Annotated in this window: 16 protein-coding genes; 13 read left to right on the top strand and 3 right to left on the bottom strand. The window is 38.7% G+C overall.

The window, feature by feature from the left end; genetic code table 11:
* Positions 1-87 precede the first annotated feature (87 nt).
* The 5 genes from greA to NSQ44_RS13110 all read left to right on the top strand — a co-directional run bounded on the left by greA (position 88) and on the right by NSQ44_RS13110 (position 4,244).
* Positions 88-564, top strand: a complete 477-nt coding sequence (greA, locus tag NSQ44_RS13130; RefSeq protein WP_063388001.1) for a transcription elongation factor GreA — start codon at positions 88-90, stop codon at positions 562-564.
* Positions 565-635: 71 nt separating this feature from the next.
* The gene (locus tag NSQ44_RS13125; protein ID WP_340857242.1) at positions 636-2,393 is read left to right on the top strand and encodes a peptidoglycan D,D-transpeptidase FtsI family protein; all 1,758 of its coding nucleotides are present in this window, start codon (positions 636-638) and stop codon (positions 2,391-2,393) included.
* A gap of 53 nt (positions 2,394-2,446) precedes the next feature.
* A complete protein-coding gene (locus tag NSQ44_RS13120) occupies positions 2,447-3,115 on the top strand; it encodes a YrrS family protein (protein ID WP_339196895.1) in 669 nt (222 codons plus the stop codon).
* A gap of 109 nt (positions 3,116-3,224) precedes the next feature.
* The gene (gene mtnN, locus NSQ44_RS13115) at positions 3,225-3,920 is read left to right on the top strand and encodes a 5'-methylthioadenosine/S-adenosylhomocysteine nucleosidase (RefSeq protein ID WP_063388168.1); all 696 of its coding nucleotides are present in this window, start codon (positions 3,225-3,227) and stop codon (positions 3,918-3,920) included.
* 90 nt (positions 3,921-4,010) lie between these two features.
* Positions 4,011-4,244 carry a YrhC family protein gene (locus NSQ44_RS13110; RefSeq protein ID WP_063388004.1) on the top strand — a complete coding sequence of 78 codons (234 nt, stop codon included), beginning with the start codon at positions 4,011-4,013 and terminating at the stop codon, positions 4,242-4,244.
* Between the two features lie 461 nt (positions 4,245-4,705).
* On the opposite strand, the gene sigK is transcribed toward NSQ44_RS13110, so the two are convergent.
* Complete coding sequence (gene sigK, locus NSQ44_RS13105; RefSeq protein ID WP_063388005.1) at positions 4,706-5,425, bottom strand: RNA polymerase sporulation sigma factor SigK; 720 nt, start codon at positions 5,423-5,425, stop codon at positions 4,706-4,708.
* A 279-nt stretch (positions 5,426-5,704) separates the two neighbouring features.
* The gene (locus NSQ44_RS13100; RefSeq protein WP_063388169.1) at positions 5,705-5,845 is read right to left on the bottom strand and encodes a sporulation histidine kinase inhibitor Sda; all 141 of its coding nucleotides are present in this window, start codon (positions 5,843-5,845) and stop codon (positions 5,705-5,707) included.
* A 317-nt stretch (positions 5,846-6,162) separates the two neighbouring features.
* Here NSQ44_RS13100 and NSQ44_RS13095 point away from each other — a divergent pair, with 317 nt between their 5' ends.
* From NSQ44_RS13095 to NSQ44_RS13060, 8 genes are read left to right on the top strand one after another with little or no spacing between them, the layout of a single operon-like run.
* Positions 6,163-6,678, top strand: a complete 516-nt coding sequence (locus NSQ44_RS13095; RefSeq protein ID WP_094246256.1) for a YqeG family HAD IIIA-type phosphatase — start codon at positions 6,163-6,165, stop codon at positions 6,676-6,678.
* Positions 6,678-7,784, top strand: coding sequence for a ribosome biogenesis GTPase YqeH (gene yqeH / locus NSQ44_RS13090; RefSeq protein WP_445659507.1), 1,107 nt, complete (start codon positions 6,678-6,680; stop codon positions 7,782-7,784). The genes NSQ44_RS13095 and yqeH overlap by 1 nt, the downstream gene beginning before the upstream one ends.
* A gap of 26 nt (positions 7,785-7,810) precedes the next feature.
* A complete protein-coding gene (gene aroE, locus NSQ44_RS13085; RefSeq protein ID WP_063388008.1) occupies positions 7,811-8,656 on the top strand; it encodes a shikimate dehydrogenase in 846 nt (281 codons plus the stop codon).
* The gene (yhbY, locus tag NSQ44_RS13080) at positions 8,653-8,949 is read left to right on the top strand and encodes a ribosome assembly RNA-binding protein YhbY (RefSeq protein ID WP_340857240.1); all 297 of its coding nucleotides are present in this window, start codon (positions 8,653-8,655) and stop codon (positions 8,947-8,949) included. Before aroE ends, yhbY begins: the two co-directional genes overlap by 4 nt.
* Before the next feature lie 22 nt (positions 8,950-8,971).
* Positions 8,972-9,541, top strand: coding sequence for a nicotinate-nucleotide adenylyltransferase (locus tag NSQ44_RS13075; protein WP_066250550.1), 570 nt, complete (start codon positions 8,972-8,974; stop codon positions 9,539-9,541).
* Positions 9,531-10,091, top strand: coding sequence for a bis(5'-nucleosyl)-tetraphosphatase (symmetrical) YqeK (gene yqeK / locus NSQ44_RS13070; RefSeq protein ID WP_063388011.1), 561 nt, complete (start codon positions 9,531-9,533; stop codon positions 10,089-10,091). Before NSQ44_RS13075 ends, yqeK begins: the two co-directional genes overlap by 11 nt.
* 13 nt (positions 10,092-10,104) lie before the next feature.
* Complete coding sequence (gene rsfS, locus NSQ44_RS13065; protein WP_063388012.1) at positions 10,105-10,458, top strand: ribosome silencing factor; 354 nt, start codon at positions 10,105-10,107, stop codon at positions 10,456-10,458.
* Positions 10,446-11,195 carry a class I SAM-dependent DNA methyltransferase gene (locus NSQ44_RS13060; RefSeq protein ID WP_340857239.1) on the top strand — a complete coding sequence of 250 codons (750 nt, stop codon included), beginning with the start codon at positions 10,446-10,448 and terminating at the stop codon, positions 11,193-11,195. The genes rsfS and NSQ44_RS13060 overlap by 13 nt, the downstream gene beginning before the upstream one ends.
* A 72-nt stretch (positions 11,196-11,267) precedes the next feature.
* On the opposite strand, the gene comER is transcribed toward NSQ44_RS13060, so the two are convergent.
* Complete coding sequence (gene comER, locus NSQ44_RS13055; protein WP_340787976.1) at positions 11,268-12,092, bottom strand: late competence protein ComER; 825 nt, start codon at positions 12,090-12,092, stop codon at positions 11,268-11,270.
* Positions 12,093-12,189 lie beyond the last annotated feature (97 nt).

Raw genomic sequence — 12,189 nt, 5'->3', positions numbered from 1 at the left:
AAGATTCTTTTCTGTCGAAAGAACGGCAGAAAAGTTCTTTCATTTTTTAGGAACCATTAGGGGGATATAAAGAAAAGGAGGACTATTATGGCGGAAGAAAAGGTATTTCCTATGACGAAAGCTGGGAAAGAAAAACTTGAACAAGAACTTGAGTATTTAAAAACGGTAAAGCGAAAAGAAGTTGTAGAACGAATAAAAGTGGCAAGATCATTTGGCGACCTATCAGAAAACTCTGAATATGATTCAGCAAAAGAAGAGCAAGCTTTTGTAGAAGGACGCATTACAACGCTCGAAAATATGATTCGCAATGCGAAAATTATTGAAGAAGACACAGAAAATAAAACAACTGTTTCACTTGGAAAATCTGTTACGTTTATTGAATTGCCTGATGGAGAAGAAGAAACTTATACAATTGTCGGAAGTGCAGAAGCAGATCCTTTCGAAGGGAAAATTTCCAATGATTCTCCGATGGCTAAAAGCCTGCTCGGCCGTCAAGTAGGGGAAGAAGTTGTAGTTCAGACGCCTGGCGGCGATATGACAGTCAAAATTGTACGTGTTGATTAATGTTGATAGCCTTTTAATATAGTTTAAGATGTGCGCACCTCGTCGAAAATATAAGACGAGGTGTTTTTTTTATGAATAAGCGAATAAAATATATAGGCGTCTTCATCATTTTGTTAATGGGTGTTCTCATATATAGACTTGCGCAAATTCAACTGCTTGAAACCGAGTCATTTTCAGAACAAGATGTCAATTTGATGAAAGAAAGCGTCAAACAGAGGACACAAGAAGTAATTATAGATGATGGGCGGGGTCGATTTATTGATCGTGAAAATAAACCTTTGAACGAAACATATTTGCCTACGCTCGTTTTATTTCCATTTCTGAAAAATTATCAATGGCCGATCGATCAATTGGCGGCAGCCATTTCTGTTCGCAAGGATGAAATCGAACAATTATTGAAAGGAACGAAAAATGAACCTATTTTGTTGAATAAAGAAAAAGGATTTCAACTTGATGAACAGGATATAAAAGCCATCAATAAGTTAAAAATTCCGGGAGTATTCGGCATCTTTATGAAAACAGAGCAATCAGACAATATTGCTTCCCATCTTATTGGGATGACAAGCGAAAATGAAACGGAATGGAAAAAAAGATACCCTGACAAAGAGATCACGTCATTAAGTCCTGAAGTAGGCGTGACTGGACTGGAGGAGGCGTTTGATGAATTTTTGCAGCCGGAAGATGCGTCAAGACTTTTATATCATGTTGATGGTCTCGGCAGGCCTCTTTTCGGCGTCAATGTAAAATATATTGCCGATTCCAATCCATTTTACCCAATTGCCGTTCAAACAACGATTGACAAACATTTGCAAGAAAAAGCTGAACAAATTTTAACAAAACATCAAGTAAATGAAGGCGGCCTCGTTCTGTTAGACATTGAAAACAGCGAAGTAGTTACAATGGCCTCTAAACCGGATCTGGACCGGAATGATCCAAAAACATATGAAAATAAAATGCTTTCGGCAATGTTTCCTGGTTCTGTTTTTAAAACCGTTATCGCTGCAGCAGCGATCGACACAAACATGATCAAACCGGAAAGAACATTTAATTGTGACCGGAATGTCTACGGCCAAACAGAAAAAGAGGAAGAAAAGCGGGCTGGAACGCTTACGTTTGAAGAAAGCTTTGCGAAAAGCTGCAATTATGCGTTTGCTACGATCGGTCAGGAATTAATACAAAAAAAGAGCAATATAATTGAAGAATACGCAGAAAAGCTTGGCCTTCTCAGCTTCTCAGGCTGGTCGGGAAAAGTATACCATTACGATCAATTTAAACAATTTCCAAGGGAGCAAAGAGGAACGATTTGGGGAGATGACAGCGACAAAAAGTCAGCAAAGGCCATCGCACAAACCTCCATCGGACAAAAAAATGTAAAGGTTACTCCTCTAGCTGTCGCGAATATGATGGCTACAATTGCTCGCGGAGGAGAAAAAAGAGAAGTGAAAGTCGTGGATAAAATTTTATATAAAAACGGAGAAACGATGTATACATTCAAGAACCATTTGATGAAAGGAGAAAAAATTTCCCCTGCAACATCATCAAAATTAACGGATCTCCTGCTTCAAGTAGTCGCTCATCCTGATGGAACCGGCAGAGCGTTTCAAAGCTTGCCTGTTAAAGTAGCCGGCAAATCAGGCACTGCCGAAACGGGAACATTGAACGACAATGGAAAAAAATTATATCATAAATGGTTTGCCGGTTTTTTTCCTGCGGAACATCCGAAATATGCCTTAGTTGTTGTTGATATGAACAAAACGAGCGGTAGAGCAAAGACAAATGATGTTTTTTACGAAATGGTTGAACAGATTTATAATGTTAATGAAGAATAAAGTATGTTAAAATAATAACTCAAAGATTGGAGAAACAAAGGAGTTGACGGGGAATGGCGGGTTCTCGTTATGAAATTCGGGATAAAAAACGAAAAACGAATTTGATTTTAAATATTTTAATTGGAATTGTCGCCTTACTCATCCTCGTTATTGCTTCTCAGCTTTTTTTGGGAGGCGGTACTGAACAAGCGAATTCCAACAGTGAACAACAAAAAGAGCAATCAAGCTCATCTAAAAATATCGAAGAAGAGACAGCTGAACAATCTAACGATCAGCGGGAAGAAGAAAAAGCAGCTGAACAGAATGAAAGTAATGAAATTAAGGAGGAAGAGGACGAAAATACACAATCAGCAAATAAAGAAAAGGAATCGAGCGATGATCCTTTTGAAGGTGCAACAGTAACTGAAGGAGAAGCAGGTTCCGATGTTGAACAAATCATTGAAAATCCAAATTGGAAACCGATCGGAACAGTCCAGACAGGTGAGCACGTTACGACTTATAAAAAGTCATCTGTAGATTGGAAGGAAATGGAGAAAGCATTAAGCTATGCAACAGGTGTTTCTCTTGAAAATATGCAGACCCTTTGGATCGGCAATAACGGAAGCCCGAATGATGCGAAAGGAACGATTCAAAACAAAGCAGACGGAAAAAAATATAGAGTATCCATTACATGGATAGACGGAGAGGGCTGGAAACCGACTAGAGTTGAAGTATTAAAATAGACTGAAAAGCAAAAAAGACCCTCATGTGTAAAAAGCTGACTGTCAAACACTTGAGGGATCTTTTTTTATGATTTTTATAGCTATTCATGATAGAAAGGAATGTTGGAATATGAAAATTGCAATCATTGGTGCAATGGAAGAAGAAGTTCGCATCCTGCGCGAGAAATTGGATTGTACAAAAGAAGAGGAGATTGCAGGCTGCAGTTTTATGATTGGGAAATACAATCAAACTGATACGATTTTATTAAAATCAGGAATTGGAAAAGTGAATGCAGCCGTAAGCACCACTTTGCTGTTGGAGCGATATCAGCCGGATTATGTGATCAATACCGGCTCCGCCGGAGGATTTCATGAGTCTTTAAACGTAGGGGATGTTGTCATATCCACAGAGGTTCGCCATCATGATGTAGATGTGACGGCTTTTGGGTATGAATATGGTCAAGTTCCCGGGCTTCCTCCATCCTTTAAGGCCGATGAAAAACTGATTGAAATCGCTGAAAGAAAAGCAAAAGACATTTCAGGAATTCAGACGGTAAAAGGGGCGATCGCAACGGGGGATTCTTTTATGAACGACCCCGATAAAGTAGCTTTTGTCCGGTCTAAATTCAGCCATTTGTACGCTGTTGAGATGGAAGCTGCTGCTGTCGCGCAAGTGTGCTACAAATTTCAAACGCCTTTTGTCATCATCCGGGCGCTCTCAGATATCGCCGGAAAAGAGTCGAACATTTCCTTTGAACAATTTTTAGACAAAGCGGCTTTCAATTCATCGGAATTGGTTCTGAAAATGATTGAAGAACTAAGTTGAATGTAAATGGAAACTATTACAAGCCTATCAGCCCGAATCGATATGTTATTCTTTTATAATATAGAATAACTAATTCGATTAGGTGATATCATGGAGGAGAAAAAATTAAAAGAATTAATAGAAGACTATAAGCATTTTGCTCTCGTTCTGCTAGCTGTCGGAACCTTTTTATACATCGGAATATGGATTCCTAATCATTCACCTCGGACAAATATACAAGAAATAATGCTAATCGGAACTTCAACGATGATGTTAGCCAGTTCTATTCTATTTTTTAAATTGTCATCGAAATATCAAAAAAAGCTTGATAAATTGCAATCTTAATCGTTTCTTGAAAAAGGGCTCCAAAAAGTCAGTATAGCTGACTCTTTTGAGCCCCTCTTTTTTGATAAAACATTAGGTGAATGAAGGCGGCATTGTTCTGTTTCATATGAAAACAGCAACTAGCGCTGCAATAAAGGCTGCCTTTTTACAGATTGAAAGCAGTTGTAATGGGCTCTCAACCGTAACGTTCGCATCCTGTCAAATCATGTTACCACCATTTTACGTCAAACAGCGGATTCGCTTTCTGCGATTTTTATTAATCGGTCAATTTTGAGATTCGTTTTTATATCTCGATTTGCGCCAATGCGCTGGAAAACCTGCAATAAGGTTAATGTTGAGTTTTTATGGGATGTCACATATCGGAAAGCCACTTTAAAATGAATTTTGCAGTTTTACGCGAGTAAATCATTCAGGAACTCTCGCAAATTTCGCACAAAATCTCGTTGAAAATGCTTTTCCTTTTATTCTTTTGACATCTTTTTTTCTTTTTCATTTCGGTAAAACTCATGAAACATTTTCATAAGTGCCCTTTTTTCGATTCTGGAAACATAACTCCTCGAAATGCCGAGCTCTTTTGCAATTTCACGCTGCGTTTTTTCCTGCTGCGTATTCAATCCAAACCGCCCGATAATGACTTCTTTTTCTCTTTCGTCTAGAATCGATAAATATTTCTTAATTTTTTCCAGCTCCATATTCAATTGAATCGTGTCGATAATATCTTCATTTTCTGATTTTAGCACATCTATTAAACTGATTTCGTTTCCTTCTTTATCTTGGCCAATAGGATCGTGTAGGGAAACATCTTTTTTTGTTTTTTTTAAGGAACGGAGATGCATCAAAATTTCATTTTCAATGCATCTTGCGGCATATGTAGCAAGCTTTGTCCCTTTGTTTTCGGAATAGCTTTCAATCGCTTTAATTAAACCAATTGTGCCGATGGATATGAGATCTTCTGAGTCTTCACCTGTATTTTCAAATTTTTTGACAATATGAGCGACAAGGCGCAAATTATGTTCAATTAATATATTTCTTGCTTCGTCATTTCCTTCGGCCATCAGGCGGAGATATTTTTTTTCTTCATTTGGGGAAAGCGGTTGAGGGAAAGCATTGTTTTTTACATATGAAACGAGAAAAACCAATTCTTTTATAAAATAGCTTAGTGCAGTCAAAATTCCAGACATGTTTTTCACCCCCGCATTACGTATTATTAAATTGTATGTGATTGCGGCTTTGTCCTTGTATGTCCTTCATGAAAAAGGGGAAAGAGTATGGAAAACAGCTGAGTTTTAGTTATAATGAGACAGTGAAGAAAAATGGATTGGTATCGGAGATCATCAGTTGAAAGGTATTAAGTCATTGTGGATTAACATCAACGATTATCTGTTAAAGGAGTTTAGCGGCTGTGGAACATGCAGCCATGCGCCTCAGGGGTAGGTATTTTAAGCAAAAAAAAGACACCGCTAAGACGATGCTTTTAATAAGTGAGAGAGCGAGCGGCGCTTTATTTCCAATTCTATTAATTCGATGAATTCTTTGCTAAGCCTCATTTCGGTTGCTTTATAGTAAGATTCAATTAAAAATTCGTCCGATAAATTTTTCATAGAAGCGATCATGTTATGGAGAAAGCACCTCCTTTATTTATTACCATAAATTTACCATGTTTTTTAATAGAGAACAACCGTTCTGTTATCCACAGCCTTCGGTGGAAAAGCTGTGGGTAGTTTGTTTATATACTTTACTAAAGATTGATATGAATAGGTGGATATTGTGTATAAAATTATCCACAGCTGTTGAATATGTTAAAAAATTGTCGAATTTTTTTTGTGAAAACAATATTGTTTTGAAAGTAAACTCGAAATTCGGTATGATGAAAAATAGTTTAACAGTAGTCTATTTATTGAATTAAGAGGTGTTCAATTTGCTGAAAAGGTTTTTGCCCGGAGAATATGCGAAAAGCGTTTTTCATATTGATCCTCATTTTTTAAAGGAAAAAGGTATAAAAGGTATTATTACCGATTTAGATAATACTTTAGTAGAATGGGACAGGCCGAACGCAACTCCGAAATTGAAAAATTGGTTTGAAATGATGGAACAGAACGGGATTAAAGTGACAATTGTTTCAAATAATAACGAAAAACGCGTCCGTTCGTTTTCTGAACCGCTGAATATTCCGTTCATTTCGAAAGCGGGAAAACCCCGTGCAAAAGCGTTTAAAAAAGCGGCTGAGCAGATGGGGCTGAAAAAAGAAGAAGTTGTTGTGGTCGGCGACCAGCTGCTGACAGATGTTCTCGGAGGGAATCTCTGCGGTTTTCATACGATTTTAGTTGTGCCTGTATCGTCTACTGACGGCTTTTGGACCCGGATCAACAGGAAAATTGAAAGGAAAATTTTAAAATTGTTAAAACAGAAAGGCATGCTGCATTGGGAGGAGTGATGAGTTTGGATGAGAAGGTTTGCGTCGGGTGCGGAGTAAAAATTCAAACGGAAGATCCATCTGAAATTGGATATGCTCCAAAAGCTGCTCTTGAGAAAGAACAGCCGATCTGCCAAAGGTGTTTTCGGCTGAAACATTATAACGAAATTCAAGATGTCTCGTTAACAAATGAGGACTTTTTAAAAATTTTGCACGGCATTGGCAATACGAAAGCTCTTGTTGTGAAGGTTGTCGACATTTTTGATTTTAACGGAAGCTGGATCAACGGCATACAGCGTTTTATCGGCTACAATCCAGTCATTTTAATCGGCAATAAAGCAGATCTCCTTCCAAAATCGGTGAAAAAAGAAAAGGTTATTCGTTGGATGAAGAGAGAAGCAAAAGAGTATGGATTAACGCCATTGGATGTGCTTTTAATCAGCTCAGAAAAGGGACATGGCATTAAAGAAGCGGCAGAGCAAATAGATCATTATCGCAACGGAGAAAACGTGTATGTTGTTGGATGTACAAATGTTGGGAAATCAACTTTTATTAATCGAATCTTGAAGGAGGTTACGGGAGAAGGGGATATCATTACAACTTCCCATTATCCCGGCACAACGCTCAATCTAATTGAAATTCCGTTAGATGACGGCGCAGTTTTATACGATACACCAGGCATTATCAATGATCATCAGATGGCGCACTTTATTGATAAGCGCGACCTAAAGCTTCTATCGCCGAAAAAAGAAATTAAGCCTAGAGTGTTCCAGTTAAATGAAAGGCAAACTTTATACTTCGGCGGATTGGCAAGACTGGATTATATAAAGGGAGGACGTTCCTCCATTGTGTGCTATATTCCGAACAGCATTGACATTCATCGAACAAAACTGGAGAAGGCGGATCATTTATATGCAACACATTTAGGGGAGCTTTTAACCCCTCCTAGTAAAGAAGCAGTCGAATCCTTTCCAGAACTTGTCCCGCACGAATTCACTATAAATGAAAAAAAGAAAGATATCGTGTTTTCAGGTCTTGGATGGGTAACGATCCACGATGGACCGAAAAGAGTCGTTGCTTATGCACCTAAAGATGTACATGTGGGCGTCCGTCATTCATTAATATAAAAACAAAAAGGTGGAGAGGATTTCAAATGGAGCAAGTTTACGGAGTAATAGGCGACCCGATCGGTCATTCGCTTTCCCCTCTCATTCATAACGATGCTTTCGATTACTTAAATATGAATGCCCGCTATCACGCATTTCAAGTAAAAGGGGAAGAGCTTGAACAAGCGGTAAAAGGGATGAAGGCTCTTGGCATAAAGGGGTTTAATGTAACGGTTCCGCATAAAGTGTCCATCATTCCTTTTCTTGATGAATTGGATGAATCGGCTCAATTGCTTCACGCGGTAAATACAGTAAAAAACGAAGACGGGAGATTAATCGGTTTTAACACAGACGGATACGGATTTTACCTGTCATTGAAAGAGCATATTGACAATACCAATCCCCGAGATTTAAAAGTGCTGCTGATCGGGGCGGGCGGAGCCGCTCGGGCGATCTATACAACGCTGGCGAAAGAAGGCTTTGCGTTCATTGATATTGTAAACAGAACAGCAGAGCGGGCTCATCTGTTAAAGGAAAACTGCAGCTATGAGACAAAAGGAAACGTTTATTCATTCCAACAACTCGATCAAACGTCCAATGAATATGATGTCATCATTCAAACGACATCCATCGGGATGAAGCCGAATATCGAAGAAAAGCCGATTGAATTAACTGGACGCGTTCACGGCGGAACTGTCGTTGCTGATATCATTTATAATCCGCTGAAAACGATGTTATTAAAAGAGGCTGAAAAGCTGGGCCTTAAAACTGTTGACGGAGTAGGAATGTTTGTTTATCAAGGGGCATGTGCGTTTCAAATATGGACGAATGCGGAACCTGATGTCAGTCGAATGAAAAAGCTCGTATATGAAAAATTAGGAGGAAAATCATGACTTTAACTGGAAAACAAAAACGTTTTTTACGCTCTCTTGCACATCATCTGAACCCGATTTTCCAAATTGGAAAGGGCGGAGTAAATTCAAATTTGCTTCAGCAGGTGAACGATTGTTTAGAAGCAAGAGAGCTCATAAAAGTGAACGTGCTGAAAAATTGTGATGAAGATAAAGCAGCAGTTGCTCAAGCACTTGTTGATGGGACAAATGCCCATCTCGTCCAAATCATCGGAAATGTCATTGTTTTATATAAAGAATCAAAAGAAAAAAAACAAATCTTTTTGCCTGAATAAACGAACGGATGGTGCGGAAAAATTGGGTAAAATCGGAATTTTTGGGGGGACATTTGACCCGCCCCATAACGGACATTTATTAATGGCCAATGAGGTTCTTCATTCTCTTAATCTGGACAAAATATGGTTTATGCCGAACAATATTCCACCCCATAAACAAAAGGAGCCGGTGACAGAAACACACCACCGGGTAAATATGCTGAAAAGAGCAATTGAAGGAAATCCATTTTTTCAAGTCCAATTAATTGAACTTGAAAGAGAGGGTCCGTCTTTTACGTATGACACAGTGAAAATATTGAAAGAAAGATATCCAAACGAAGAATTTTATTTTATTATTGGATCAGATATGATTGAAAATTTGCCTCATTGGCATCGAATAGAGGAATTGATGGATATGGTGCAATTTGTCGGCGTGAAACGTAACGGATACTCGAATGAGAGCACATTTTTCGTAAAAGAGGTGGAAGTTCCTCAGTTTGATGTTTCCTCTACAATGATCAGAGAGCGATTGAAAAACGGACAAGCGGTGGACTATCTTCTGCCCAAAAAAGTTATTCAATATATAGGGGAGAATCGATTATATGGAACGTGAAAAAGCGTTAGCAGTTGTGGAAAAGGCGATAACGAAACAGCGTTATCAACATACTTTAGGCGTAATGGAGACAGCCATCAGTTTGGCAAAGCGGTACGGCGCCGATGTGAAAAAGGCAGAATTAGCAGCTATTTTTCATGATTATGCCAAATTTCGGCCAAAAGATGAAATGAGAAAAATTATTATTGAACAAAATATGCCGAAGGACTTGCTGGAATATAATACAGAACTTTGGCATGCACCTGTTGGCGCCTATTTAGTCGAGAAGGAAGTCGGCATTTCTGATAAAGAAATTTTAGATGCGATCCGCTACCATACATCCGGAAGAGAAAACATGACTCTTCTTGAAAAAGTGATTTATTTAGCTGATTATATTGAACCGGGTAGGAGCTTCCCCGGAGTCGATGAAGTCAGGGAATTGGCACAAAAAGATTTAAATGAAGCGCTCGTTCAGTCGATATCCAATACGATTGCATTTTTAATGAAGAAAAAGCAGCCGATTTACCCTGAAACGTTTAAAACTTATAATGCGCTCGTAATGAAAAATTGAAGGAGTGAAGTGGATGAATTCGCGTGATATTCTAGCTTTAACTGTTAAAGCAGGCAGCGATAAAAAAGCAGAAGATATCGTAGTATTAAACATGCAAGGAATCTCACTAATAGCTGATTATTTTATGATTTGCCATGCGAATAACGAAAAAAATGTGCAAGCAATTGCCAGAGAAATGAAAGAGAAAGCGGAGGAAAACGGAATTCCCGTCAAGCGTCTCGAAGGGTTTGACGAGGCAAAATGGGTTCTCATTGATTTAGGAGATGTCGTCGCTCATGTTTTCCACAGGGATGAAAGAAGCTATTATAATTTAGAAAAATTATGGGGAGATGCTCCACGCGAAGAAGTGAGCGAGTGGTTAGCTTGATTTATAAGCATTTTGCATCTGTGTACGACCGATTAATGAAAGATGTTCCTTATGATGAATGGGCGCAATTTTTGCATCAAGAGATTCAACGATATGGAAACGGCGGGAACCAGGTGCTAGATTTAGCTTGTGGAACAGGAGAAATATCGTATAGGATGGCAGAGCTTGGGTATGAGCTAACAGGTGTCGATCTCTCCGGAGAAATGCTCGCCGTTGCCCAGGAAAAGATGATGAAAAAAGGGTTTGATGCGCTCTTTATTGAACAAGATATGAGGGAGCTTAAAGGCTACGAGCCTTTTGATGCGGTGTTATTAAATTGCGATTCCATCAACTACTTGCTGAAGGAAGAGGATGTGGTCAAAACGTTTCAAGCCGTATACGACCACTTGAACCGAAACGGCTTATTTCTGTTTGATGCCCATTCTGTTCATAAAATGGAGAAAATATTTAAACATGCTGTATTCGCTGATAATGATGAGGATGTCAGCTATATTTGGAAATGCTTTGACGGTGAATATCCAAACAGTGTCATTCATGAATTAACCTTCTTTGTGAACAATGGAACGGATTATGTACGGTTGGATGAAGACCATTATCAAAGAACTTTTTCAATTTCTGAGTACCGACATATGTTGGAAAAGTGCGGCTTTACGATCGTTGACATAACGGATGGAATTTTTCAAAGCCCGGACATCGAGCAGGCGGAACGAATATTTTATATTGCGAAAAAAAGTTGAAACCATCGAATGTAATTTTTTTTCGATGGTTTTTTTCATTTTAGCAGGAATTTTCATGAGCCCTGCAGAATATTATTCATTGTCAAATTGATGCCTCACTTTTTGTAAATCTTCATCAAATTTTGCATGGGTGCTTTGAAATAAATGATGAAACATGTCGCCTAGTTCATTTTCAAGCACTTTAATCCCCTCTCCGGTAACTCCCCCTTTTACGTGCACTTTTTCCTGCAATGTCGGAAGCGTGTAATACCCGCTTTCAAGCAGCTTGCCTATGCCGATCATCATCTCGTTTGCTAATTGAACCGCATCCTCTTTCGAAATGTCTGTTTCCGCCTCAGCAGCTTCAATAAATTTTTGTAGCAAAAAGCTGAAAAAAGCCGGTCCGCAGCTGACGATATCAGATGCAACACGGGTAATGTTATTTTCTATTAAGATTGGCTTTGATATTTTTTCAAACATGGAAAGAATGGTATTTCTTGTATGTTCGCTGCATCTATTTCCAAATGTCAGCAAAGCAGCTCCCGCTTTAGCCCTGTTTGTTATGCTTGGTATGACTCGGGCTACTTGGCATGGAACAGCCGATTCGATTTGCTCGACTGAAATCGGGCTCGTAATGGAAATTAAACATTGATGTCCTTGTAAACCAGTTTTCAGTTCCTTTAAAAGGGGGTGTATATCTAAAGGCTTAACGCATAGAAATATGAAATCGCTTTGATGAACGACCTCTATACTTGATGTACAAACATGTATTTCAGGATATTTCCGTTTGATGGCATATGCCTTTTGAATCGTTCTATTCGTTATAAACAACGATGAGGGTGTTGATACTTTTGCCTCGCAAAAAGCTTCAATGAGAATACGCCCCATATTGCCGGTTCCTATAAACCCTATTTTCACTTTTCACCCCTCCTTTTTTTAACATTGTTCTCCTACACGATATGTTCTGCTGCCTTATTTTATGAATGAATATTTAGAAAGGGGAATTCATGTGTAT

Origin of the sequence: Aeribacillus sp. FSL M8-0254, assembly GCF_038008845.1 — a bacterium.
Taxonomy (GTDB): Bacteria; Bacillota; Bacilli; order Bacillales; family Aeribacillaceae; genus Aeribacillus; species Aeribacillus composti.
Note: the sequence above shows the minus strand (reverse complement) of the source record. Positions and strands in the feature narration are given on the sequence as shown.

Bases quoted from the DNA above. Each gene is read 5' to 3' on its own strand.
- greA (WP_063388001.1), top strand. From the start codon at position 88: ATGGCGGAAGAAAAGGTATTTCCTATGACGAAAGCTGGGAAAGAAAAA.
- NSQ44_RS13125 (WP_340857242.1), top strand. From the start codon at position 636: ATGAATAAGCGAATAAAATATATAGGCGTCTTCATCATTTTGTTAATG.
- NSQ44_RS13120 (WP_339196895.1), top strand. From the start codon at position 2,447: ATGGCGGGTTCTCGTTATGAAATTCGGGATAAAAAACGAAAAACGAAT.
- mtnN (WP_063388168.1), top strand. From the start codon at position 3,225: ATGAAAATTGCAATCATTGGTGCAATGGAAGAAGAAGTTCGCATCCTG.
- NSQ44_RS13110 (WP_063388004.1), top strand. From the start codon at position 4,011: ATGGAGGAGAAAAAATTAAAAGAATTAATAGAAGACTATAAGCATTTT.
- sigK (WP_063388005.1), bottom strand. From the start codon at position 5,425: ATGTCTGGAATTTTGACTGCACTAAGCTATTTTATAAAAGAATTGGTT.
- NSQ44_RS13100 (WP_063388169.1), bottom strand. From the start codon at position 5,845: ATGAAAAATTTATCGGACGAATTTTTAATTGAATCTTACTATAAAGCA.
- yqeH (WP_445659507.1), top strand. From the start codon at position 6,678: ATGAGTTTGGATGAGAAGGTTTGCGTCGGGTGCGGAGTAAAAATTCAA.
- aroE (WP_063388008.1), top strand. From the start codon at position 7,811: ATGGAGCAAGTTTACGGAGTAATAGGCGACCCGATCGGTCATTCGCTT.
- yhbY (WP_340857240.1), top strand. From the start codon at position 8,653: ATGACTTTAACTGGAAAACAAAAACGTTTTTTACGCTCTCTTGCACAT.
- yqeK (WP_063388011.1), top strand. From the start codon at position 9,531: ATGGAACGTGAAAAAGCGTTAGCAGTTGTGGAAAAGGCGATAACGAAA.
- rsfS (WP_063388012.1), top strand. From the start codon at position 10,105: ATGAATTCGCGTGATATTCTAGCTTTAACTGTTAAAGCAGGCAGCGAT.